The sequence below is a fragment of the Flavobacterium cheongpyeongense genome, from assembly GCF_003202435.1.
GTDB lineage: Bacteria > Bacteroidota > Bacteroidia > Flavobacteriales > Flavobacteriaceae > Flavobacterium > Flavobacterium cheongpyeongense.
Map to the genome: position 1 here is coordinate 88,289 of NZ_QJHK01000004.1, position 26,097 is coordinate 114,385.

A 26,097-nucleotide genomic window follows, 5' to 3' on the forward strand; every position below is an offset into this window, starting at 1 on the left:
ATAAAATTTAGACTACAGGATTTTTTTATCTTCCCATCATTGGAGGACCTCCTGCACGGCCACGATTCATTTCCCTAAATTCTTTCATCTTTTTTACAACTGTTTCGTCATACTCTTTCTGGGATATTTCTTTTCCATTTGTGGGTGCTTTTATGTCGGCTTTTTCTTTAGCATTCAGAACAATTTTTGAACATAAAATGGTTGTAGTTCCATCATTAATTTCTAAAATCAAACCCGGCAATCCCCAATAATTTTCGGGTCCCTGATTAATTGGAATTTCAGGCGAATACCAGGCTGTTACAACTATTTCTTTAGGGATTTCAAAATTGTCTTCAAAGTTCGTTTTTGTTTCATCTGATGCCTTTTTTGCCTCATCTTTTTTATCGTCATTATTTTTCGGTCTGAAATTTCTAAAATCGGTTTTACTGGCTTCATTTACTGCTGTTGCTTTATAACAATTATAACCTCCAATTTGTTTGGTTTCTTGTTCTAATTTCCAGTTTAATTTTGGCAGCGAATCTTTTACCAAAAATTCTTTGCCCATAAACTCTTTATCAACTGTATAGGTTTTATTTTTTACATCTTTATAAAAAGTGCCTCCACCGCCCGTCATAGAGCTTATCATCATTCTCATTCCGCCGGCTTGCTGTCCGGGGGTATCCAGTTTTTCTTCTTCCTTATAGACAGATGCCGATTTATTGAAGTTTAGAATAAATGTTTTTTCTAACATTTTCTTCATTCTTTCTTCCATGTTTTTTTGCATTTCCGGTGTAATGTCACGATTTCCGGGCATTCCTTCAAATTTAGGTGTCTGGGTTTTTGACTCGTAAACGGCCATTCCCTGAAAATCTTTTTGGGCTTGTACCTGACTAAAAGCAAGTACTAAAAACAAATAATATGCTATTTTTTTCATTGGTTCTTTTTAAAATTTGAGTAAATCAAATAAAACTTACATCCAAATGTATTATTAATTTTAAAATACTGAAAGTTAAATATATCAATACCCACAAGACATAGACTAAACAGCTTATTAATTGGACTATTAGAATACCGGAAAGTTTAATGACTAAATTCAACTAAAAAACTATGTTCAACAACTTCATACTATAGTTTTTTGTACTTTGGCTTTGAGAAACAAAAAAATCAAATGAGAAAAACAGCACGCAAAATTTTATTTATACTTTTTATTGTCTGTTCTTTCTCAGCTGCTTTTGCGCAAAATCAAAAGAAAACCCCAACCTCTGTTTCACATTTTGCTATGAATGCCGATGCGTTTTTAGGTTATGATTCTTTTGGATTTTCGTATCAGATAAAAAACAATGTCTTTAGTAAAGTAAAAGGAACAGAAAATTTTGAATATAAAAATGTATCATTAGGCAAAATCACTAAAGCAGACATTGTAAATCCTATGAAAATAGTTTTATTTTATGAAGATTTCAACAGTGCTGTTTTACTTGACAACCAGTTAAATAAAATTACGGAGATTAATTTTTCTCAAAATAACGTACCCATTGTTGTGACGGCGATTGGCATGTCGACTCAAAATCAATTGTGGATTTACAATTCCCTGAATCAGCAAATTGGACTTTTTGATTACTTAAAAAATGAATATAAAACGGTTTCTACACCACTGACGGAAACTATTACATTTTACCAGACTGATTTTAATACTTTTTACTGGATTGATGAAAAAAACAATTGGTATTCCTGTGACTTATTCGGAAAAACTACAGTTTTAGGAAAAGCTTCAGATTTTGATGAAATTCAGATTTTAAGTCCGAAACAATATATTTTCAGCAGTGCAAATCAGTTATATTTTAAAGACATTCATAAGGACGGATCTGAAACCGTTTCTGAAATTGGTATTCCTGAAAAATCATTAAATAAATTTTATTACAAAGAGCAAATTTTATCTATTTTTACAGCTAAAGAAATTACCAATTATAAAATCGTAATACCGTAATGCACATAGCAATAGCAGGAAATATAGGCGCTGGAAAAACAACATTAACTAAATTACTGGCCAAACATTTTAAATGGGAACCTCATTATGAAGATGTTGTTGATAATCCGTATCTGGATGATTTTTATCATCAGATGGAACGCTGGTCATTTAATCTGCAGATTTACTTTTTGAACAGCAGATTCCGTCAGGTACAACAAATTCGTGAAAGTGGTAAAAAAATTATTCAGGACAGGACTATTTACGAAGATGCTTATATTTTTGCTCCCAATTTATATTCGATGGGATTAATGACAAGTCGTGATTTTGAAAATTACACATCCTTGTTTGAATTAATGGAATCATTGGTAAAAGCTCCTGATTTATTGATTTACTTGAGAAGTTCTATACCGAATCTAGTTGGACAGATTCACAAGCGCGGGCGTGAATACGAAAACTCAATTTCTATCGATTATTTAAGCCGGCTTAACGAAAGATACGAAGCCTGGGTTCAGACTTATACTAAAGGTAAACTATTGATTATTGATGTTGACAATATTAATTTTGTTGATAACCCTGAGGATTTAGGAAATATCATAAACCGAATTGATGCTGAACTGAACGGTTTGTTTTAAAAAATAGGTAAAATAAAATGCCTCATCACCTTTGTCATGAGGCATTTCTGAACTATCAAATACTCATTAAAAATCCAATAAGGTTTTCTTTCTTATTTAAACCGAGTTTTTTTCTTAATCGATATCTGGCCAGTTCAACTCCCCCATTGGATATATTCATAATCTCTGCAATCTCTTTAGTGGACATGTTCATCAGCAAATAGGTTGATAAATCTAATTCTCGTGGTGAAATTGTTGGATATCTTTCTTTCAGCCTTTTTAGAAAATCAAAGTGAACATTTTTAATGTGCTTTTCTAAATCTTTCCAGCTTTTATCGGTATTAACTTCTTTTACAATACTTTTATGAAGTTTATTGAATTCTGTTTTAGTTGACTCGTCTAATATACTGGTATCTATTTCTTTAAGCTTACTTATTATAGAATTCAAAGTTTTGTTTTTCTTTACCACCTGCAAAGAGTTATTCACAAGTTCTTTATCCTTTGCTAAAATCTTGATTTGCAGTTTGTCACTCTTTAATTTTTCAATTTCTTTTTCGAGTTTGTGCTGTTCATACCTGATTTTAGCTTCTCTTTCAAGGTACAAACGTCTTTGTTCTATGGTTTCATAATACTTATTTTTTCTTATTTTTAATTTGATTCTGTTCGATACTACATAAATACAACCGCAAACAATCAGAAGATAGCCAAGATAAGCTATTATATGCCTGTACCATGGTGGTGAAATTGTAAATGAAAGCATGGAAGGCTCAGACTGGACTCCATAACTATCTCTAACTTTTACTTTCATTACATAATCTCCCTCTCTAAGATTAGTATATTCTTTAATTGAAATTATTGACCAGTTACTCCATTTCTCCTCAAAATTCTGTAATTGATATGAAAACTGTACATTTTCGAGGTTTTCATAAGTTGGAGAGGAAAAGGTAAACCGTACATGGTTTGAAGAATATGGGATAGCTATGTTATTGATTTTATTTTGATTATTACTGTTTACTATGTAAGTATTGTCCAAAAAGGAAAAACTGCGTATAAAAGCTTTTGGTTTGGTTACAAAACCATTAAGCAATTTTGAGTCAAAATGTGCCAGCCCATCTGTTAATCCTATAAAAATATTTTTAGTGTTGATGGTGTTTACCGATAAATAGCCATTGACAAGATTTCCTGTTAAATTAGAAAATGCTGCATCAATTTTTCTGTAAGTATTATTTTCTTTCATTAAAACACCCAAAGATTCTCCATAGGTGTACCACAAATTTGATTGAGAATCTTCTTTTAATTCATTTATATTTGGAATGTTTTTAAAAAGAGCCGTTAACTTTTTATCTTCATAAAATATTTCCTGTTCAGTAGAATATTTATAAAAATGATTGTTGGCCTGGAAATAGACCCTGCCACCAATTTTCTGGATACTTCCTGTTTTTTTAAACCGATTATTAAGCTGATGTATTTCCTTGATCTCTGAAAAACTTTTCAAATCTTCGCTTAGGGTCATCCGATATAACGATTGCCCCGCCTTAAGCCATAAATAAGACTGATCAAACTCAAAACTTCTGGATGATCTATTAAAGCCATTAACCTGATACTTAAATTCAAATCCGCCAGATGTCCTTTGAAAGACAGCAAATCCATCATAATTTGAACCAATAAAAAACTGCGGATGATTTGGTATTTTTTCGAACCCAAAATAACCTTTCCTGGAGTCAATTACCTGAGCCACTTTTCCTTGTTTAATTAATAATGCACCTCTGTTATTTGCGCATATAAGTTCATTATCCACGACCTGTACATTCCATGATTGAGCGGTTGTCCCTTCAACAAGTTTAAAAACATCCTCTTTAAAATTATCATTCCATGCATGGTAAAATAAACCCTGATTTGTCGCTACATACAAATTTCCTTCATAAAGGACTGAAGCATATACCGTACTAATATTGTAACCAAAACCAAAGTAAGTAAATGGCGAACTTTCGTTGACAAAAGCAATACCATTATCAAGACCAAGCCAAAGATTGTTTTTGTTGTCTATAAAAGAAGTTAAAATCGTATTGTTTTGAAGTCCCTTTTGACGATTTAAGTGCTGAATGATTTTTCCGTTTAGGTCACAAATTACCACTCCATTAAGAACAGAATTTAAAATAATGAATTTATTATTTATAATTGAGCCACCAAGGGATGTATTTTTTTTAATAAAATCATTCGCGTCCGTTTTCCATGGTATTACTTTATTAAAATCATATAAAAAAAGACCCTCTTCTAAAGTTGCCAAAAGCAGACTATTATTTTTAAATGGAAGTATACCCCAGATTTCCTTATCATTTAAGAAAATAGTTCCTTTTAATGGAAATAGTTTATTGTCTTTGTATTCTAAAATGCCTAAAACTTTATCCTGAAAGAAAAGCCTGTTATTAACCACAAAAGAAAATTGAAATTTTTTTGGTGCATTAAGTACTCTTAAACTGTTATTTTTATAAAAAAAGGCCTTAGCAAAAGACTGAAAAATAACTTCACCATTGAAAATATGAATTTTCCAGATTAAGTTCAAATTCTGATTGTCTTTTTTACTAACCATTTTAGAGACAGAAAAATACTTTAGTTCCCCTTTATTATCAGGTTTAAAATAACCAAACTCATTATTTCCTCCTACAAATATATTTCCAAGGGAGTCTAATTTGAGACTTTTTAACGATTCGTTATTGGGCATGGAATAGGTTTTCCATGTTGAACCGTCAAACTGAATTAATCCACTATTGTTTGCAAAATATATAGTCCCGTTTTTATCCTGATCAACACCCCAGTTTTGCGTTCCTCCTTTATATTCATTCCTTTTATAATTTTTAATATTAGGCATTCCTATTTCCTTTACCTGACATAAAGAATTATACGAAAAAAAAGGGATTATTATGATGAAAAAACATTTTATGAATTTCATATTTTTTTATTATAATTTATGATTATATGCGGTATTTTTTCTGTTTAATTGTAAATATCACATTTATTAATTGTATCAGTATATCTAAAATCTAAATCAAAATTATAAAAATCATTTTTTAATAAATGTAGTGTTTTTTTATCATATTTAACATTCTTATAACAATAGAAATATTTTTTTAAATTATTAAATATCAATAATTTATTTATTTATTGATGTGTTTTTGTAGCGTAATAAAATATACTTTGATGTGTTTTTGTAAAGATAATAAAACTCAATTTATAAAAATTTTAACCCTATTATTGTATCAAATTACTAATTAATTAACCAAAATTTTTATAAAAATGAAATTCACAAAATTATTTTTTTGTATTTCGTCGTTAATGTTTTCAATTAGTGTAATGGCACAGGAAATTACAGTTAGTGGAACCATAAATGATGAAAATGGATTACCCGTCCCAGGGGCGACAATTTTGATTAAAGGCACAAAAAAATCGAGTGCTTCAGACTTTGACGGTAAATATCAAATTAGTGCTCCTAGTAATGGGACATTAATTGTAAGCTTTGTTGGTTATAATACAATCGAAGAAGCAATAGCTGGAAGAATAAAACTTGATATTAAATTAACTGCTGCGTCTCAAAGCTTAAATGAGGTAGTTGTGGTAGGATATGGTACCCAGAAGAAAGGTCTAATTACTGGCGCAACAACAAATCTAAAAGGTGAGACACTTCAGGAACTAAATACGGGGTCTGCAATGGAATCTCTTCAGGGAATTGCTCCTGGTGTGAGTGTAACAAGAAATAATGGAGCACCTGGCGCTGGTACAAGAATAACTATCCGCGGATTAGGTACGATTGGAAATTCAAATCCATTATATATTGTGGATGGAATATCCGTAGGAAATATAGACTATTTGAGTCCATCTGATATTGAATCAATTGACGTTCTAAAGGATGCCGCTTCTGCAGCAATTTACGGTTCCAGAGCTGCAAACGGTGTTGTTTTAGTCACTACAGTAAAAGGTAAAAAAGGAAGACCTGCAAGAATTAGTTATGACTCATACTACGGAATTCAAAATACATATAAAAACTTAGATCCTTTAAACGCACAGGAATATATGTACATCATGGATGAAGGAATGATAAATGATGGTCTGGCTCCAAATGATTGGAAAGCTATTATTAGCAATAATACCTGGCTTGAAGGAAGATTTCCTGGTGCCGGAACGCAATTGGGTAATGAAATTTGGGATAATTTACAAAAAGGCTGGACAGGAACTAACTGGATTAATGAAATGACAAAAAAAGATGCACCTATCGTAAACCACTCCTTGAATATTACTGGTGGAAGTGAAGATATTACATATTCATTAGGTCTTTCCTACTTTGATCAGGATGGTATAATTGGAGGTAATATTGTAGATGCAGGATTTAAAAGACTGACTGCAAGAATCAATACACAAATGGTTTTGAAAAAGAACGACAGTCATAGCATAATTACCGTTGGAGAAAATATTACCTATACCAATTCTCAAAATAGAGGTGTATCTACCGGTAATATCTATGGCAATGATTTACACAATGCCCTTGTACAAAATCCATTGCAACCAGCTTACTGGCAGCCAGCAATAGATAAAAATATAAATCAGTTTGGATTTACACCAACTTTGGATGGCTTATCAACAGGTCAAACGAATCCTTTAGCTGTGATGTTTTATAGAAGTAATTATAACTACCCAAAAGACAACAAGATTATAGGTAACGCTTTTGTAGAAGTTGAACCTATCAAAGATTTGAAATTTAGATCCGTTTATGGTATTGATTCTTGGTTTGGATATAGCAGATCAATGAATCCAAAATACAATTTAGGGAGACTTTATGATGATAATGTAGAAGGTGCTTCCCAAAGTGAATACATAGGTGCAAATTCTACCTGGACAAACACAGTGTCCTATGCAAAACAAGCTGGAAATCATAGCTTTAATGCATTAATAGGAACCGAATTAATTAAAAGTATTGTAAATAATAATATTTCGGGTTCTAAAAATGGTTTGAAATTTCCAGGAGATCCTAAATATGCCTACTTAGACAACACATTACCTGTCACCTCAATAAACGACATTAGTACAGGTGGATTTGATTGGGCTGCCGGGGGAGGTGCTATTTTGTCTTATATGGTCAGAGCACAATATGATTATAAAGAGAAGTATCTCCTTTCTGCGACAATGCGTGCAGATGGATCATCGAATTTTGCAAAGGAAAACAGATGGGGTTATTTTCCATCAGTTTCTGCTGGTTGGGTAATTACGAAAGAAGATTTTATGTCTAGTACTTATAATGTACTTAATTCATTAAAAATAAGAGGAAGCTGGGGACAAAATGGAAACCAGTCGGTTGATAACTTCCAATATTCAGCCACTATATCAAATGTTTTTCCTGGTTACTTTTTTGGAGATACCAAACCAGTTTCTGGTTCAACAGCATATCCTTCAAGAGTTACAAATCCTGATATTACATGGGAAACTTCAGAACAGTTAGATTTAGGATTTGATGCAAGCTTATTTGATTCAAAATTAGGTGTAACTTTTGACTGGTACAAAAAGAAAACAATAGACTGGCTAGTATTAGCATCTATTGGTCAGGCTGCAGGAGCACCACCACCTTATATTAATGGGGGAGATATTGAAAATAAAGGTATTGAATTTTCAATAAATTGGAAAGATAAAATAGCAGGATTTAAATATGGCATTACAATAAGTGGGGCTAAAAATGCTAACAAAGTAACTAAAGTTGACAATGCTGATGGAATAATCCATGGTCCAAGCAATGTATTATCACAAGGTACTGGCGAAATTTCAAGAGCACAGGTTGGACAGCCAATTGGCTATTTCTATGGATATAAGGCCGATGGGATTTTACAAAATCAACAAGAAGTCAATGCTTATGTAGGACCAACCGGGCAACCTTATTTTGCAGACCAACGTCCTGGAGATGTTCGTTTTGTAGACCAAAATCAAGATGGTGTAATTAATGATGCCGATAGAGTTTATCTTGGTAATCCTAATCCGGATTTCGAATTAGGTATACAACTAAACTTTGAATATGAAAATGTTTACCTGAATACAACTATGGCCGGAAAATTTGGAATGCAGGTAATGCAGTCTTACAGGTCTTTTGCAGATAATCCAAAACAAAACTACACTTCAGACGTATTTAATCGTTGGCATGGAGAAGGAACTTCAGATAAAATGCCAAGGTTAAGTTCTGTAGTAAACAGAAACACCCAGCTTGTTTCTGATATTTTTATGCAAAACGCTGATTACTTAAGAATTAACAATATAACTCTGGGATATAATTTTAATGAACTTCTTAAAGACATTAAATTTATTTCTAATCTTAAAGTTTATGCAGCAGTCAATAACTTGTACACATTTACTAATTATGATGGCATGGATCCGGAAGTTCGTTTTGGACATGATGCAGGCTGGGCCTCAGGTGTAGATTTAGGTTTATATCCGCAAGCAAGAACAGTAATGTTTGGTTTAAGTGCAGATTTTTAATATAAATACATTCACAATGAAAACAATAAAATATTTTATAGCAATTTCAGCAATTATTGTTGTGTCAAGTTGCTCTGATGTTCTGGATACTGAGAATCTTAAAGATAAAAGTCTGGAGACTTTCTATAAATCACCTACTGACATTAACGAAGCCATAGCTGGTGTATATAATGCTATTTATACCACGAATGTTCATAGTGAAGAACAAATGGCAGCTAACCTCATGGATAATATGATGTTAGGTGGCGGAGGTCCTGATGACAAATCGGCGAAGTACGTTGACAATTTTGAAGATCCTACTGATGATACGTATTATGACTTATGGGGACAATCCTACAAAGGTATAGCAAGAGCTAATGCTATTATTGAAAAAACAGCTGACGCAAATTTTACCACCTATTTTGCTACTCCTGCACAAGCAGAGGAATTTAAAAACCAAGCAATTGGTGAAGCATTATTCATGAGAGCCTTTTTTTACTTCAGGTTAGCTAAATTTTTTGGCGGAGTACCTTTGATTACTAAAATTGATGGTGTGAAAAATGGTCCACGAGCAACCTACTCAGAAACATTTGCACAAATTGCTTCAGATTTAAAGCTGGCAATCGAGACAATGCCAGCAAAACCCTTTACGAGTATTCCAACCTCAGAGTATGGACATGCAAATAAATGGGTTGCCGAAGCATATTTAGCACGCGTATTTTTATTCTATACAGGCTACATGACTAATATTGAAAAACAGGCTACAACAGATTTACCATTAGTTGATGGTTCAAAATTAACTGCCAATGATGTTACTACCCATTTAAATGATTGTATTAACAACAGTGGCTATAAATTAGCTTCTGATTTTAGAAATATATGGCCGTATTCATATGTAAATAAAGCTTCCGGAAAACCAATTTTACCTTGGGCAGCAACTGAAAATTTATCATGGATTGGTCAGGATGGTTCTACTCCAACTTTTGGAACAGGAAATTTTGAATCTATGTTTGTACAAAGATTTTCATTTGGCGATTGGGGATGGTCAAATGGTAACATTTACACAAACAGACTTTGTTTATTTAATGCGTTACGTGATAACTCACTGGTACCTTTTGGAGCTGGATGGGGATGGCTTACTGTTAATCCTAAGCTTTATAACAACTGGTCAGATCTTGATCCACGAAAAAGAGGTTCAATACTAGAAGTTGGTAAGGCAGATCAGGGCACAGAAAATTATGTTGGAGGATTTGGTACTCACGAAACAGGTTATTTCAATAAAAAATATACCTCTTTACAATATCCAACAGCAGCGGGAGCAACAGTAGGAATGTTTGTTCAGTTATATGGATGGAAAAACACAGATATGCAGTTAATGCACGCACAGGATTTTATCTTTATGCGTTTTGCAGATGTATTGTTAATGCATTCTGAAATTACTCAAACTCCTGCGGGAATAAATGCTGTAAGAACAAGAGCCGGTGGGTTACCATCTGTTGGCTATTCAATCGAAGCTTTAAAAGAGGAGCGCTTACATGAATTTGCATTCGAAGGCCTACACTGGTTTGATTTAGTGCGTTGGGGAGATGTAGAAACCGCATTTAACGATTCTTTTCCGGTTAAAAACACAGGAACTGATGCAACTTACAGTGTCAAATACAGACCTGAAACTAAAGCTTTAGTTTCAATTCCTGAAACGGAAATTAGATTATCTAATGGAGTTTATGTACAAAATCCGGGTTGGTAATATTTAATAACTATTAATAAACAAAAACATGAAAATTAATAAAATAATAGATCTCATCTTTGTATCGTTTTTGCTTGTTTTTACAGCATGCGACTCAATTGTAGATGAACAGCATTTAACGGATTCTACAGATGTTGCAGGTGTTGAGTTAGTCACTACTCAAAGTACTCCGGGAGGAAATAAAATTACTTTAAAAATGGCTTCACCAGGAATTACAGGATATTGGGATTATAATTTAGGGAAAGCACTGACCAATGAAGTAACAGTTGTTTATCCTATTCCCGGAAAATCAACATTTACTTATGTAGGAAGTTTAGGTTCTAAATTTTTCACCAAAACAATTGATGTACAAATTGATCAGCTGGACACACCATTAGATCAGGACTGGTATGACTTGGTTAGCAATAATACATCAGCAGGTAAAACATGGGTCTTTGACGGATCAGTTGGTTCCGGCAGGTTTTGGTGGTTTATGTCACCTCCAGGAAGCCCTGATGGTGCTATGACTGCATGGTGGAACGCAGGAGATTGCTGCCCTCCAAGTGATGCAACAGGTAAAATGCATTTCGATTTAAATGGTGCGGCAAACTTTACTCATTATGCAACACCAACAGCAACAGCAGAAAAAGGAAGTTTTGTATTAGATCCTGCAAATAAAAAATTAATCATTACAGGATCAAAAATGTTAGGATATGCAGCAGGCAATGCTGACGGTGTTTACACAATTGTAACACTTACACCAGACAAAATGGTACTTTATTTAAGCAATAATGAAGCTAATGGTACAGGATGGACATTTGTTTTCAAACCTCAATAATTAATATTTGTTAGTTTGCATTCTGGTAAGGAAGACTTAAAAACCTTCCTTACTTGATTATCAGCAACTTTATAATAAAAGTAAGTTTAAGTTTGGTTGTTGAAAATGGTCCATATTCATTTGATGTGGACTATTTTTTAATCCATTTTTAAGTAAACAAATCTAAAAGTCTTACATCAATTATCCATATTCAATAAAAAAAACAGGCTTTATTATAACTTGTGCATTCCTGTGCATCGCTGGTTTTTCAAAACAAAAAAATAAAAACATCAAAGTATAAACTACTGCCGATAATACAAAAATTAAGGCTCACCCTACAGCCGAAGCAATTTATTAAGCACATCTTTTTTAAATATTAATAAAACAGTAGCAACAATTGTAATGAATAAGACCGACAAAGAAATAGCGTATAATCTAACCCTTGATTCTGAAAAAACTGCTGTTAAAATTCCTTCACATGTGATACAAACATTAGTGTATTAGATATTTAAACATCTAATTTTCCCAAACAGATTCATAATTAAAATATAATCAAATTAATTGAAATCATGAAAAAATTGGCCCTGACACTGCTCTTATTATTTTCAATGACCACTTTTGCACAAGGTTTCCTGCATAGAGAAGGACAAAAAATTGTCGATAGCAAAGGAAAAAATATACTCTTAAGAGGTTTAGGATTAGGTGGATGGATGGTTCAGGAGGGATACATGCTTCAAACACAATCTTTTGCTGGTCCTCAATATCAAATCAAACAAAAAATTCAGGATGTAATCGGTGAAGAAAATACAAAAGAGTTTTATACTGCTTATAAATCCAACGGAATTACAAAGCGGGATATAGATTCACTGGCGGCATGGGGATTCAATTCTATTCGTCTGCCTATGCACTATAATTTGTATACACCTGCTATTGAAGAGGAAAAAAATGGTGAAATTACATGGAACGAAGAAGGTTTCGATATGACTGACAATTTGCTAAAATGGTGCGAATCGAATAAAATATACCTTATTTTAGATCTGCATGCTGCTCCGGGAGGACAAGGAAATGATACTGCAATTTCAGATTATGACATTACAAAACCATCTCTTTGGCAAAGCGAAGCTAATCAGAAAAAAATAATTGCATTATGGAAAAAATTGGCTTCACGCTATACAAATAATCCATGGATTGGAGCTTACGATATCATCAATGAACCAAACTGGAATTTTACCGGAACCAATAAAAATGGATGTGACGAGAATTCAAATATTCCTTTAAGAGAGTTAATGATTGCCATAACAAAAGCAATACGTGAGGTAGACACTAATCACTTAATTTTTATTGAGGGCAATTGCTGGGGAAATAACTATAACGGAATTTTTCCTTTATGGGATGAAAATATGGCTTTGAGTTTTCACAAATACTGGAATTATAACACAAGAGCTTCTATTCAAAAAATGCTGGATTACAGAACACAATACAACGTGCCAATATGGATGGGGGAAAGTGGTGAAAATTCAAATGTATGGTTTAGGGATGCTATTTCATTAGTAGAAAAAAATAACATAGGCTGGGCTTTCTGGCCAATGAAAAAAATAGAAAATATTGCCGGGATAACTTCGGTTACAAAAACTCCTGAATATGATGTCTTATTAAAATACTGGAAAGATGGCGGAGAGAAACCTGATACAGATTTTGCCAAAAGTGCTTTAATGAAAATAGCAGAAAATTACAAAATCGAAAATGTAACGGTAAAGAAAGATGTAATTGATGCCATGTTTAGACAAGTCAGTACAAATGATACAAAATCATATAAAAAACATTTTATACCTGGGAAAATTTTTGCCACCGAATATGATTTAGGAACTAATGAACATGCATATCTTGACAAAGATTTTGTTAATTACAAAGTTGATACAGGACATTCTGAAGAATGGAACAAAGGAAATTCTATGCGAAATGATGGTGTCGATATTTTACCTAATAAAGATACTTATTCAAATGGATACCAGGTTTCCTTTATCGAAGATGGAGAATGGCTCTTGTTTACTACAGAAGTTTCAGAACAAAAAGTTTTTAAAGTTGCTATTCGATATTCAAGTGCAAATTCAGAAGGAAAACTTCATTTAGAAACCGAGAACGGAAACAAATCAGAAAGTATTCTTCTTCCTGCTACAGGTTCAGACGATAATTGGAAAACAATTATTTTACCACAAGTATCAATAAATTTCGCGACTAATAAAATTAAAGTTCTTTTTGAAAGAGGAGGATTTAATTTGAATTATTTTGACTTTAAAGAAAGTAAAAAATAAGTTTAAACCCATGGTTAACGTTTTTTTAAAAGATGATTTTTTATCAACAGAACTTTAAATGGTAGTTTTGGAGAATAAATTTTTTAACATGAAAAAGATACAAGTTGTTGTTTCGTTGCTAATACTGCTTTTTACAAGCACTTCATTTTATGCTCAGGGTTTAAAAATGATGAGCTATAATATACGTTTGGACGTAGCTTCAGACGGAGAAAATGCGTGGCCAAACCGAAAAGATTATTTTACTTCTCAAATTCAGTTTTACGATCCTGACATCTTAGGGGTTCAGGAGGCAACCCCTGGTCAGGTTGTTGATATTGCTTCGGCTTTGCCGGAATACAGTAAGTTTGGAATAGGAAGAGAAGAGAATGAAACGGGTGAGGCTTGTACTATTTACTATAAAAAAGAACGCTTTAAAGTAGAACAGATAAATACATTTTGGCTTTCAGAAACACCAAATGTAGTGTCAAAAGGCTGGGATGCTGCATGCAACAGAATTTGTACCTATGCACTTTTTAAAGATTTAAAAACAAAGAAATCATTTTGGGTTTTCAATACCCATTTGGATCATGTGGGAAATGAAGCCAGAGTGAAAGGAGTCCAGCTAATTCTTTCGAAGATGAAAGAGATAAATACTAAAAATTATCCGGCATTTTTGATGGGCGATTTTAATTCAGAACCCAATACAAATCAGATTGCAGAGGTAAAAAAAGAAATGGATGATACGAAAGAGATTTCAAAAGAAAAACCTTTCGGACCGTCAGGAACATTCAATGATTTTAAACATAATGAGCCGGTTACATTGCTCATAGATTACATATTCATTTCTAAAAATAGCGGATTAACAATTCAAAAACATGCCGTTTTAAGTGATTCAAAAGATTTAAAGTATCCTTCGGATCATTTACCTGTTTATATAGAAGTTAATTAAAAACGGTTATTTGCTTTAATCATTCAGAATAAAATTTAGAACAAACAATTAATCTCAAAACCTAAAACAAACAATTATATATAAAGACAGTCAAAAGAATAAAACAATTTATTTCATGAAAAAAATAACAACAATGACTCTGTTGATGGTTTCCTTTTTTGCGATGGCACAGCAAGAGACAATAGATCAAAAAGTAAATTCGCTACTAAAAAGGATGACTATTGAAGAAAAAATTGGCCAGCTTAATCAATATACAGGCGATAATTCTGCAACGGGTCCAATTAACATAAATCCGAACAAACAAGCCGAAATAAAGGCTGGACTTATCGGTTCTATGCTCAATATTATCGGAACAAAATATACCCGTCAATATCAGGAACTGGCGATGCAGTCCCGACTTAAAATTCCGTTGCTTTTTGGGCAGGACGTCATTCACGGATACAAAACAACCTTCCCTATTCCGTTGGCAGAAGCAGCCAGCTGGGACTTAGAAGCAATTGAACTTTCTGCCAGGGTAGCTGCCATAGAAGCCTCGGCTAGTGGTATCCACTGGACCTTTGCCCCGATGGTCGATATTGGCCGCGATCCGCGTTGGGGGCGTGTTATGGAAGGCGCTGGTGAAGACACGTATTTGGGAACTAAAATTGCGCATGCCAGAGTAAAGGGTTTTCAGGGTAATAAATTGGGTGACTTGAATTCGGTTATGGCCTGTGTAAAACATTTTGCAGCGTATGGTGCAGCTATTGGCGGAAGAGATTACAACTCGGTTGATATGAGCGAAAGGATGTTATGGGAAACCTACCTACCTCCTTTTAAAGCCGCTTTGGATGCGGGTGCTGCAACTTTTATGAATTCTTTTAATGATGTAAATGGAATTCCGGCAACCGGAAATAAGCATTTACAAAGAGATATTTTAAAAGGAAAATGGAACTTTCAGGGATTCGTAGTTTCAGACTGGGGATCTATTGGAGAAATGGTAGCACATGGCTATTCGAAAGATTTAAAATCTGCTGCTTTTTCTGCCATTACAGCCGGAAGCGATATGGATATGGAAAGCAATGCCTATCGCTATAACTTGGCAGAACTTGTCAAAGAAGGTAAAATAGCTATTGATTTGATTGATGACGCGGTAAAAAGAATTCTCCGTAAAAAATTCGAATTAGGATTATTTGATGATCCTTACCGATATTCAGATACAAAAAGAGAAGAAAAAGAATTAAACAATCCGGAAAACAGAAAAACAGCACTTGAAGTGGCTAAAAAAAGTATTGTTTTACTAAAGAATGAAAACGAAACATTACCCCTTTCTAAAAATTTAAAAACAATTGCCTTTATCGGCCCAATGGTTAAGGAATACAAAGCCAATATGGGATTCTGGGCGGTTGATTTACCCGAAGTTAATTATGATAAATGGATTGTTTCACAATGGGATGGCTTGCAAAACAAAGTAGGTAAAAACACCAAACTGCTTTATGCCAAAGGCTGCGAAGTTGATGGAGACAATAAAGATGGTTTTGCCGAAGCACTCACAACAGCAAAACAAGCCGACGTAGTGATTTTAAGTATTGGTGAAAGGCACGATATGAGCGGAGAAGCTAAAAGTCGTAGCGATATTCATTTACCCGGTGTTCAGGAAGATCTTGTAAAAGCCATTATGGCTACTGGAAAACCAGTTGTTGTGTTGATAAATAGCGGAAGACCTCTTGTTTTTAACTGGACTGCAGATAATGCTCCTGCCATTTTATATACCTGGTGGCTGGGCACAGAGGCCGGAAATGCCATTGCCGATGTATTGTTTGGCGATTACAATCCGTCTGGTAAACTGCCAATGACTTTCCCACGGGAAGTGGGGCAAATACCTATTTATTACAACCATTTCAGTACCGGAAGACCTCCAGCGGATGAAAATGCAAAAGGCTATGTTTCATCTTATATTGATTTAAAAAATTCGCCGAAATTTCCTTTCGGTTACGGGTTGAGTTACACAAAATTTGATTATTCAGGTTTGAAACTATCTTCAACAAAAATAAAAAGCAACGAAAACATAAAAGTATCATTTCAATTATCAAATATCGGAAAAGTAACTGGAGAAGAAGTAGTTCAACTGTATTTACAAGATAAATTTGGTTCAGTAGTACGACCTGTTTTAGAACTGAAAGACTTTCAAAAAGTAAAATTAGATGCAGGTGAATCTAAAACTATTGCGTTTACAATTGACAAAGAAAAACTTTCTTTTTATAACAATAAATTAGAATGGATTGCTGAACCGGGAGATTTTGAACTCATGATTGGAGCATCCTCGGCAGATATTAAACTAAAAGCCGATTTTGAGTTAGTAGATTAAAACTGCTACAATAAAAAATGCCTCCAAAAATTAGAGGCATTTTTTGATACTAACAAAGATTTATTTCGCAGCGTCAACTTTAGCTTTTACCTCAGCTTCAGTTCCTTCAAAAACTTCTGTAGTCGTTTTTCCGTTTTGGGTTTTGGTTACTGTCCCTACCGTAACGCCGTTTGTGGTTGAAAGATTAACTTCCACTCTGTTTTTATCCGGATCAAAATGAGCCAGGCATTTTGCTGTTTGTTCTACTGAACAGCCTTTTTCTTTACACATTTTAATGCACTCTTCTTTGGTCATTCCTGACATATCTCCGCATTTAGATACTCCGCCTGCATGCATCTCAGTCTTCATGCAACACTTTATTTCTTTAGGAGGCAATCCGCAATGCGGAATATTTGTTTGAGAAGAATGACCATCACCCAAAATTGGAGCGATTACCAAACCAATCAAACAAGTCAGTTTAATCAAAATATTCATTGACGGTCCTGAAGTGTCCTTAAAGGGATCTCCAACTGTATCTCCCGTTACCGCAGCTTTGTGAGCATCAGAACCTTTGTAAGTCATTTCACCATTGATCATTACGCCGGCTTCAAAAGATTTTTTAGCATTGTCCCAGGCACCTCCTGCATTGTTTTGAAAAACAGCCCAAAGCACTCCTGAAACTGTAACTCCAGCCATATATCCTCCTAACATTTCAGCAATTAACTGATTGTTGTCTGAGTAAACTAATTTCCCTAATAATACAATTGCAATTGGGAAACCTATTGTCAAAATTCCCGGTAACATCATTTCGCGTAAAGCGGCCTTTGTCGAGATTTCAACACATTTTCCGTACTCCGGTTTTCCCGTTCCTTCCATAATGCCCGGAATCTCCTTAAACTGACGACGAACTTCATACACCATATCCATCGCTGCTTTACCAACAGAATTCATAGCTAATGCCGAGAAAACTACCGGAATCATTCCACCAACAAATAACATCGCTAATACTGGTGCCTTAAAGATATTGATTCCGTCGATTCCGGTAAAAGTCACATACGCCGCAAATAATGCTAATGATGTCAAGGCTGCAGAAGCAATTGCAAAACCTTTTCCGGTTGCTGCAGTAGTGTTTCCAACAGAATCTAAAATATCGGTTCTGGTACGCACTTCTTTTGGTAATTCGCTCATTTCGGCAATTCCTCCGGCGTTGTCTGAGATTGGTCCAAACGCATCAATTGCCAGCTGCATTGCCGTAGTTGCCATCATGGCTGAAGCAGCCAATGCAACTCCGTAAAATCCTGCCAAAGCATACGAAATCCAGATAGCTGCCGCAAATAATAATACAGTTGGAAAAGTAGAAATCATTCCGGTTGCTAAACCTGCTATTACGTTTGTTCCTGCCCCGGTGGAAGACTTTTGAACAATCGCCAGAACTGGTTTTGTTCCTAATCCTGTATAATATTCCGTTACAGATGAAATTGCTCCTCCAACTACTAGTCCAACCAAAGTGGCATAGAAAACACGCATTGATGAAATATCTTTAGAACCTTCACCAAAAAAACTCATCTGCATCGTTTCCGGAAGCATATATTTTACCAAAAAGAAACAGGCAACAGCCGTTAAAACTATCGAAATCCAGTTTCCTATATTCAATGCTTTTTGCACTTGTGCTTCTCTTGCGTTATCATCAGTTATTTTCACTAATGTTGTTCCGATAATAGAGAATAAGATTCCAAAACCAGCAATTGCCATCGGAAGTAAAATTGGCCCAATTCCGCCAAAAGCATCATTGATACTTCCGCCCATATCTTTGATCACATAATTTCCGAGTACCATTGCAGCTAAAACAGTTGCAACATAAGATCCAAATAAATCAGCTCCCATACCGGCAACGTCTCCAACATTATCCCCGACATTATCTGCAATTGTTGCTGGATTACGAGGATCATCTTCTGGAATTCCTGCTTCAACTTTACCCACTAAATCAGCCCCAACATCTGCCGCTTTGGTGTATATTCCCCCGCCAACTCTCGCAAACAAAGCGATTGATTCAGCGCCAAGCGAAAATCCGGCTAAAGTTTCCAAAACTACAGTCATGGTTTCCGTATCTTTCCATACACCATCAGAAAATAAATGAAAGAAGATGATAAAAAAGGCCGTCAAACCTAAAACTGCTAAACCTGCAACTCCAAGTCCCATTACGGTTCCGCCTCCAAAAGAAACTTTTAAAGCCTGAGGCAAACTGGTTCTGGCTGCCTGAGTGGTTCTGACGTTTGTTTTGGTTGCTATTTTCATACCTATGTTACCTGCATAAGCTGAAAATAATGCGCCAAAAATAAATGCAACTACGATTAATAAATGTGTTTTTACACCCGGAATAAAAGTAATACCTGCTAAAACGATGCTTGCAATAATTACAAAAATGGTTAATAGTTTATATTCGGCTTTTAAGAAGGCTAAGGCGCCTTCGTAGATGTAATCTGAAATTTCTTTCATCTTACCATCCCCGGCATCTTGTTTTAGAACCCAACTCCTTTTTATTCCCATGAAAAGTAATCCAAGAATTGCCATCACAATTGGCAAATAAATCATAAATGCATTCATAATATATTAATGGTTTTGGTTAATAGTCAACTAACTAACAAAACGAATTTAAACAAAAAAGCAATACTCTTAACGGAGTATTGCTTTTTTTATAAAATATGAAGGCTAAAATTATTTAATGCTAAATAATCCGTCTGGTTTGTTTTCAATGTCATTAAAACGCTTTGTGCACTCATCAATAATTGCAAAAGCTTCTTTTACGTCTCCCCATCCTTCTACATCTACTTTTTTGTTTTCAAGATCTTTGTAAACCTGGAAAAAATGCTCGATTTCTTTCAATAAGTGTCCGTTGATATCTGAAAGGTCGTTTAATGAATTCCAGATTGGATCAGAAACCGGTACACAAATGATTTTTTCGTCTGGTCCTTTATCGTCTGCCATATGGAAAACTCCAATAGGTTTTACTTCTATCACACATCCGGGAAAAGTTGGTTCATTTATCAAAACCAATACATCAAGAGGATCACCGTCAAGAGCTAATGTTTCAGGGATAAATCCGTAATCTGCAGGGTACATCATTGAAGAGAATAACATTCTGTCAAAACGCATTCTTTTGATTTCAAAGTCGTACTCATATTTATTTCTGCTTCCTCTTGGTATTTCGATTAATACATCGAAAGTTGTTAGTTTGTCTGCGGTCATTTTCTTTTTTTATTATATCTATAATTCGGTTGCAAAAGTAACCCAAAGAATCCTTTTTTACAATGAAAAAAATACATTAATCCACATACTTTTTTCATTAATTAACATACTTTCCTTTTATATAACAGTTAGTTAATAGGTAACCTTGCGATTTCGCTTATTTAAGTAATAATGCCAAAGCAAATAGGTCGCATAAGATCGATACGGGCTCCATTGTTGAGTCTGAATTTCCATTTCTTCTTTGTCATGAATATTCAATAATTCTTTAATGGTATTTATGACTGCAATATCGCCAAGCGGAATTAAATCCGGTTCCTGAAGACAAAACATTAAATAAATATCAATTGTCCAGTTTCCGATTCCTTTCAATTTAATAAGCTCTTCCCGAACTTCTTTTGCCGATTTTGCAGCTAAGCCGTCAATATCTAATTCTTTGTTCAAAACAGCTTCCGCTAAAATTTTAATGTATTTTGTTTTCTGGCGGCTTACACCCAAATTTCTAAACTCTTCATCTGGTAAAACCGACATTGTTTCAGGATTACATGTTGTATGGTTTTTAATTTTTAAGAAGGTGGCTTTCGCCGAATCTATAGAAACCTGTTGTTCGAGAATTAACAAAACTAAAGTTTCAAAACCCTGAGGACGTTTTGGAATTGTCGGCAATCCATATTTCTCGATAATCTCCTGAAATATTGAATTTTTGGTTAATAGAAAATCGATTGCTTCTTGCATAACGTGAGTTTTTTAGCCCCGATTACTTCACTTAACTTTCATTTTAATCGGAGTTTAGCGAACTTCGTTTGTAGTGAAAATCCTTTTGTGCCGGGGTTTGGCACTAAAGATTACTTCACTACTATCGGGAATAGCTTCTAAATTAATAAATATTTAAAATCAAACTTAATTTAAAATAAAAAGAGAAATCACACAAGCTCAAATAATGAGTTAATGTGTGATTTCTCCTTCGTCGAAATTGACAAATATTATGTTTCTTATTTATTAGAAATAGAATCCGAAAGATCCTTTTACTGCAAATTTAGCGGCATCTGGCATATTCAAATAATTCCCTCGCCATGAAAAATCAATTCTGAAAACTTTAAAGATATTTCCAATTCCGGCATTATATTCCCAATATACTTTTTCAGGTGCATTATACGGAAGCCCGGAAGCATTTATCGCTCTGTTTTCATCAGAAATTGTTCCATGAACGGCTCTCACACCTACAAATTCTCTCCAGTTCAGTTTTCTCATAAATGGAATACGGGCAAATAATCTCCCTCCAAAATCATGATTCCACTGTAATGTTGTGTATTGGTCTGTGACAAATTCGTAAAAATTCAAATTACTAAAGGTGTTTTCAATCGTAAAATACGTCTGGTTACCCGGAATTACACTCATTAATCCTAACGGAATTGTACCAAAAGTCTTTCCGGTTTCAAGGGTAATATTTGTTCTTCCTAATGGCCCTATAATAATGGGCTGTCTGTAAAACAACTGTACTTTTTCATAAGCAAAATCGCTGTCCAGAACTCCCTTAAGACCATAACTGAAATTAACAAAGAAATGACTAAACGGACTGTCAACAAGATCACGCTCTACTCCATAACCAATAGTTTTACGGTTTGGCATAAACTCAAACTGAATATTAGCCTCAGACTGAGTGACCTTACTTTCAACTACACCAGCCGGATTTGAAACAGAGGGCAACGTCTTGTAATAATCTAAACTAAAGGTTTGAGATGCCGATTCCAGGGTTCGATATGAAAAACCTGCAGAAACTATGAAATTCTTCTTGGCTTCCATTTCAACGGAAACATTGGTCAAATTAATATTGGTTAGTTTTCCGTTGCTTCCTGTAGTAAACAAGGCCGAAGATGCAAAACTTCGCCCCAAAACATCATTTGTAGTGGTTAAACTTGCGCCTATTTGCTCGATGTCACGCCTGTTTCCTCCAGAAATAATTACTCGGTTTTTCTTATCAACCATCCATTTTCCTGAAACTCCATACTTAAATTTATTATCGTCAAATCCATATGCGGTATAAGCCTGAATACGCCAGGGATCGTTTGGCCCAAAATACGTTCTTCCCCCAACTCTTAATCGTAAACCTTCTACTTCATTATAACCAAAGGTGGAAAAAATAGGTCCGTAATCGAAATTTTTAAATTCAACATAACCACTTCCTAAAATCGAAACAAGATTGTAGAGCTGCTTAAATCGCTTGACAGTTTGTAGCGTGTCAAGCATTTTATAAATTCCCTGTTCGTCTTTATTTAATTTTTCAAAACGATTTTCCTCCCAAAATTCGGGCGGGCGGTCATAAACAGCATTGTCTATAAAATTGACTTCTTCTTTATAGAATTTCTCAGGTTTCTGAATATTAAATTTATGTCCTCTATATAAAGTAGTTCGCTTTCCGTAAACTCCTTTTGATTTTTCTTTTTTATTTAAAGCAAAATCGGACATCATATAATCACGGGTCAATAAGAAAACAGAATCATTTTCTACTTCAAATTCCTGTTCGATATAAATGTCTTTTACCCAGTTAATATTGGCACTTTTAGTTACGCCCATATTAATTTTCTTGATTGCAAAAGTAGAATCGTTTACCCAAAAATCTCCTTTAAAAGTCAATTCATTTTTACGTCTTGGATAAAAAACAATATTATAACACCATTTTTTATCAATAAAAGCACTGTCTTTTAGTACATAATTATAAACATCAATTCCTGTCTTTGAAAGTGGGCTTGTAAAACTTTTGTCAAAAAACTTAAGGTGATTATCGTAGATATTATAGTCAGAATAAAGATCTTTTACAAAAGACAAAATCTGCTGATTCCCATTGAATCCCGACATTTTGTTTCCTGTAATATTTTCCTTTACTTTCTTTAATTTATTATCTCCATAAACATCATAAACCGATTCGTTAATAAAAATTGGTAAATAAGTTTTTCCGGTAACATCAGAAGTATCAACATGATTAAAAACAAACTCCATTCCTTTAAAGAGTTTATTTTTCATAAAAGCACTGTCAATCGTGTTCATGTCAAACTCGACCTTTTCGTACTTCTGCATTTGATACTGATTGAATTGGTAAAGACCATTTTTACGTTTTCTTTCCCAAATTTTCCTCAAAATATCCAATGCAGGATTATTCTTTTTTGAAGTTTTGCCAGTAAAAATTACAACTTCATTAAGTGCTTCGGGTTCACTTAAAACAATTTTAAAATCATAATTAACTGCTTTTTCCAAAGGAACTTCCTTGTCTGAAAATCCTGCCGAAGTAACCAACAATGCGGTGTAGGTGTTTGGCGATTCCAAATAAAAACGTCCGTCTTCATTTGAAACTATACCAGTATTCGAACCTTTGAAAACAACATTTGCAAACGGAATAGGCTGATTGGATTTATCCATAACAATTCCACTCACTTTAGTTTGTGCAAAGATATTATCTGCTAAAGCAAATACAAAAAACAGGCTGAGTAAAATTATTTTTTTCATATCGCGGCAAAAAAAAAACTTCATCAATTAGCTAATGAATGATGAAGTTTTTATGAATTTTGTATGTATTATTATTTGTACATTACTTTTTTCACTGCTTTTACTACATCAGCTGCATTTGGCAACCAGTCTTTGAGTAAAACAGGAGAGTAAGGCGCTGGTGTATCAGCTGTTGTAATACGCTGAATTGGCGCATCAAGAAAGTCAAAAGCCTGTTCTTGTACAATATAGGTGATTTCAGATGAAATACTGGCAAATGGCCAGGCTTCTTCTAAAATTACTAAACGATTTGTTTTTTTAACTGATTTTAAGATCGCTTCGTTATCCATTGGACGAACTGTTCTTAAATCGATAATTTCACAAGAAATGCCTTCTTTGGCTAATTCATCAGCAGCGATAAAAGCTTCTTTGATGATTTTTCCGAAAGAAACAATTGTCACATCTTTCCCTTCACGCTTAACATCTGCAATTCCTAACGGGATTGTATATTCTCCGTCTGGCACTTCCCCTTTATCACCATACATTTGCTCAGATTCCATAAAGATTACAGGATCATTATCGCGAATAGCTGATTTCAAAAGTCCCTTTGCATCATAAGGTGTAGAAGGCACAACTACTTTAAGACCCGGAGTATTTGCAAACCAGTTTTCTAAAGCCTGAGAGTGAGTTGCTCCTAATTGACCTGCAGAAGCAGTTGGTCCACGGAAAACGATAGGCACATTAAATTGCCCTCCGGTCATCTGACGCATTTTAGCCGCGTTGTTTATAATTTGATCAATACCTACTAAACAGAAGTTGAAAGTCATATATTCTACAATTGGTCGGTTACCATTCATTGCAGAGCCTACTGCAATTCCGGTAAAACCAAGTTCAGCAATTGGAGTATCGATTACTCTTTTTTCGCCAAACTCAGCAAGCATTCCTTTTGAAGCTTTGTATGCTCCGTTGTATTCTGCAACCTCTTCGCCCATTAAATATATGGATTCATCGCGACGCATTTCCTCGCTCATCGCTTCGCAAATGGCCTCTCTAAATTGTATTGTTCTCATAGTTGTATGTTATGTTCTTTTTTCTGATGAGCAAAAATAAATATTTTAAATAACTTAAAAGCATAAAATAAGTCTAAAAAAAAGGAAGTTTCTGCATTAACTATAATTTGCAACTCTTTTCAGCCTAAAAAGAGCCTTTATAGCTGATCACGAAATCGATTCCCTTATAGTGATTATTCAAATAATGTTAAAAGTTCAAACAAATTGTATTGAATTTGTTTGAATAAAAAAACTTCTGTAATTTAAAATGCCTGAGATTTACCGCCTATTTTCCGAAATCGTAATAGTTTTAAAAAATATTATGCATGCATAGTATAATTATTCAGAATTAAATTCTAAATTTGTAAAAGCATATTATAAATTCAAAATATATACTTATGAAAATATTAGTTTGCATCAGCCATGTGCCTGATACTACTTCAAAAATTAACTTTTCCAACGGTGATTCAGAATTTGACACCAATGGTGTACAATATGTAATTAATCCTAACGACGAATTTGGTTTAACAAGAGCAATTTGGTTTCAGGAGCAACAAGGCGCAAATGTGACTGTTGTAAACGTGGGAGGTCCGGATACTGAGCCAACTTTACGCAAAGCTTTGGCAATTGGTGCCAACGAAGCAATTCGTGTAAACGCTAACCCTACTGATGGTTTTTTTGTTGCAAAACAATTGGCTGAAGTAATCAAAAATGGTGGTTACGACCTTGTAATTGCCGGAAAAGAATCTTTGGATTATAATGGCGGAATGGTTCCCGGAATGATTGCCGGAATTTTAGGTTCAAACTTTTTAAATTCCTGTACAGCAATTACTGTTGAAGGGAATAATGTAAATGCTGTTCGCGAAATTGATGGTGGAAAGGAAACTGTAAATACTACACTTCCTTTGATTATTGGTGGACAAAAAGGACTTGTTGAAGAAAAAGATTTACGTATTCCAAATATGAGAGGAATCATGACAGCAAGAACTAAAGCTTTAACTATTCTTGAGCCAGTTGATGCACCTGTAAACACAAAAGCCGTAAAATTTGAAAAACCAGCTCCTAAGTCAGCAGTAAAATTAGTTGCTGCAGATAACCTGGATGAGTTAATTAATTTATTACACAACGAAGCTAAAGTAATCTAGTAATCAGTATTCAGTCGCAGTTTTCAGTT

The 26,097-nt window shown here is 34.3% G+C and carries 16 protein-coding genes and 1 pseudogene; 10 read left to right on the forward strand and 7 right to left on the reverse strand.

The genetic code is table 11. The features are described from left to right. Positions 1-25 precede the first annotated feature (25 nt). Positions 26-913 carry a GLPGLI family protein gene (locus tag DMB65_RS06115; RefSeq protein ID WP_110305774.1) on the reverse strand — a complete coding sequence of 296 codons (888 nt, stop codon included), beginning with the start codon at positions 911-913 and terminating at the stop codon, positions 26-28. Between the two features lie 234 nt (positions 914-1,147). Between DMB65_RS06115 and DMB65_RS06120 the strand changes: the two genes are divergently transcribed. After that, complete coding sequence (locus DMB65_RS06120; protein WP_110305775.1) at positions 1,148-1,963, forward strand: hypothetical protein; 816 nt, start codon at positions 1,148-1,150, stop codon at positions 1,961-1,963. Then, positions 1,963-2,577 carry a deoxynucleoside kinase gene (locus DMB65_RS06125; protein WP_026983862.1) on the forward strand — a complete coding sequence of 205 codons (615 nt, stop codon included), beginning with the start codon at positions 1,963-1,965 and terminating at the stop codon, positions 2,575-2,577. Before DMB65_RS06120 ends, DMB65_RS06125 begins: the two co-directional genes overlap by 1 nt. A gap of 55 nt (positions 2,578-2,632) precedes the next feature. Here DMB65_RS06125 and DMB65_RS06130 read toward each other — a convergent pair whose 3' ends face one another. Next, the gene (locus DMB65_RS06130; protein WP_230470616.1) at positions 2,633-5,425 is read right to left on the reverse strand and encodes a helix-turn-helix and ligand-binding sensor domain-containing protein; all 2,793 of its coding nucleotides are present in this window, start codon (positions 5,423-5,425) and stop codon (positions 2,633-2,635) included. Between the two features lie 425 nt (positions 5,426-5,850). On the opposite strand from DMB65_RS06130, the gene DMB65_RS06135 reads away from it, so the two are divergent. The 7 genes and pseudogenes from DMB65_RS06135 (at position 5,851) to DMB65_RS06165 (ending at position 17,172) form a co-directional block, all read left to right on the forward strand. Next, on the forward strand, positions 5,851-9,066 hold the full coding sequence (locus tag DMB65_RS06135; protein WP_110305777.1) for a SusC/RagA family TonB-linked outer membrane protein: 3,216 nt from the start codon (positions 5,851-5,853) through the stop codon (positions 9,064-9,066). Positions 9,067-9,082: 16 nt separating this feature from the next. Further along, positions 9,083-10,792 (forward strand): RagB/SusD family nutrient uptake outer membrane protein, encoded by a 1,710-nt coding sequence (locus tag DMB65_RS06140; protein ID WP_110305778.1) that lies wholly within the window; start codon positions 9,083-9,085, stop codon positions 10,790-10,792. 28 nt (positions 10,793-10,820) lie between these two features. After that, on the forward strand, positions 10,821-11,609 hold the full coding sequence (locus tag DMB65_RS06145) for a hypothetical protein (protein ID WP_110305779.1): 789 nt from the start codon (positions 10,821-10,823) through the stop codon (positions 11,607-11,609). A gap of 330 nt (positions 11,610-11,939) precedes the next feature. Next, a pseudogene (locus DMB65_RS06150) lies at positions 11,940-12,092 on the forward strand (glycoside hydrolase family 30 beta sandwich domain-containing protein); the annotation flags it as partial. A 65-nt stretch (positions 12,093-12,157) separates the two neighbouring features. Further along, positions 12,158-13,900, forward strand: a complete 1,743-nt coding sequence (locus DMB65_RS06155; RefSeq protein ID WP_110305781.1) for a cellulase family glycosylhydrolase — start codon at positions 12,158-12,160, stop codon at positions 13,898-13,900. A gap of 88 nt (positions 13,901-13,988) precedes the next feature. Beyond that, positions 13,989-14,828, forward strand: a complete 840-nt coding sequence (locus DMB65_RS06160; protein ID WP_110305989.1) for an endonuclease/exonuclease/phosphatase family protein — start codon at positions 13,989-13,991, stop codon at positions 14,826-14,828. A 115-nt stretch (positions 14,829-14,943) separates the two neighbouring features. Further along, positions 14,944-17,172: a glycoside hydrolase family 3 N-terminal domain-containing protein gene (locus DMB65_RS06165; RefSeq protein ID WP_110305782.1), complete on the forward strand. Its 2,229-nt coding sequence runs from the start codon at positions 14,944-14,946 to the stop codon at positions 17,170-17,172. 60 nt (positions 17,173-17,232) lie between these two features. Here the strand turns inward: DMB65_RS06165 and DMB65_RS06170 are convergent, their stop codons facing one another. From DMB65_RS06170 to DMB65_RS06190, 5 genes are all read right to left on the reverse strand, one after another. After that, positions 17,233-19,755, reverse strand: coding sequence for a sodium-translocating pyrophosphatase (locus DMB65_RS06170; RefSeq protein WP_110305783.1), 2,523 nt, complete (start codon positions 19,753-19,755; stop codon positions 17,233-17,235). Positions 19,756-19,866: 111 nt separating this feature from the next. Continuing rightward, positions 19,867-20,397 carry an inorganic diphosphatase gene (locus tag DMB65_RS06175; RefSeq protein ID WP_110305784.1) on the reverse strand — a complete coding sequence of 177 codons (531 nt, stop codon included), beginning with the start codon at positions 20,395-20,397 and terminating at the stop codon, positions 19,867-19,869. A gap of 132 nt (positions 20,398-20,529) precedes the next feature. After that, positions 20,530-21,129: a DNA-3-methyladenine glycosylase family protein gene (locus DMB65_RS06180; RefSeq protein ID WP_110305785.1), complete on the reverse strand. Its 600-nt coding sequence runs from the start codon at positions 21,127-21,129 to the stop codon at positions 20,530-20,532. A 264-nt stretch (positions 21,130-21,393) separates the two neighbouring features. Next, the gene (locus DMB65_RS06185) at positions 21,394-23,895 is read right to left on the reverse strand and encodes a DUF5686 and carboxypeptidase-like regulatory domain-containing protein (protein ID WP_110305786.1); all 2,502 of its coding nucleotides are present in this window, start codon (positions 23,893-23,895) and stop codon (positions 21,394-21,396) included. Between the two features lie 71 nt (positions 23,896-23,966). Beyond that, entirely contained in the window at positions 23,967-24,944 is a 978-nt protein-coding gene (locus tag DMB65_RS06190) for a pyruvate dehydrogenase complex E1 component subunit beta (RefSeq protein WP_110305787.1), read from the reverse strand. Between the two features lie 377 nt (positions 24,945-25,321). Between DMB65_RS06190 and DMB65_RS06195 the strand changes: the two genes are divergently transcribed. After that, positions 25,322-26,068, forward strand: coding sequence for an electron transfer flavoprotein subunit beta/FixA family protein (locus DMB65_RS06195; RefSeq protein ID WP_110305788.1), 747 nt, complete (start codon positions 25,322-25,324; stop codon positions 26,066-26,068). Positions 26,069-26,097: the final 29 nt, after the last annotated feature.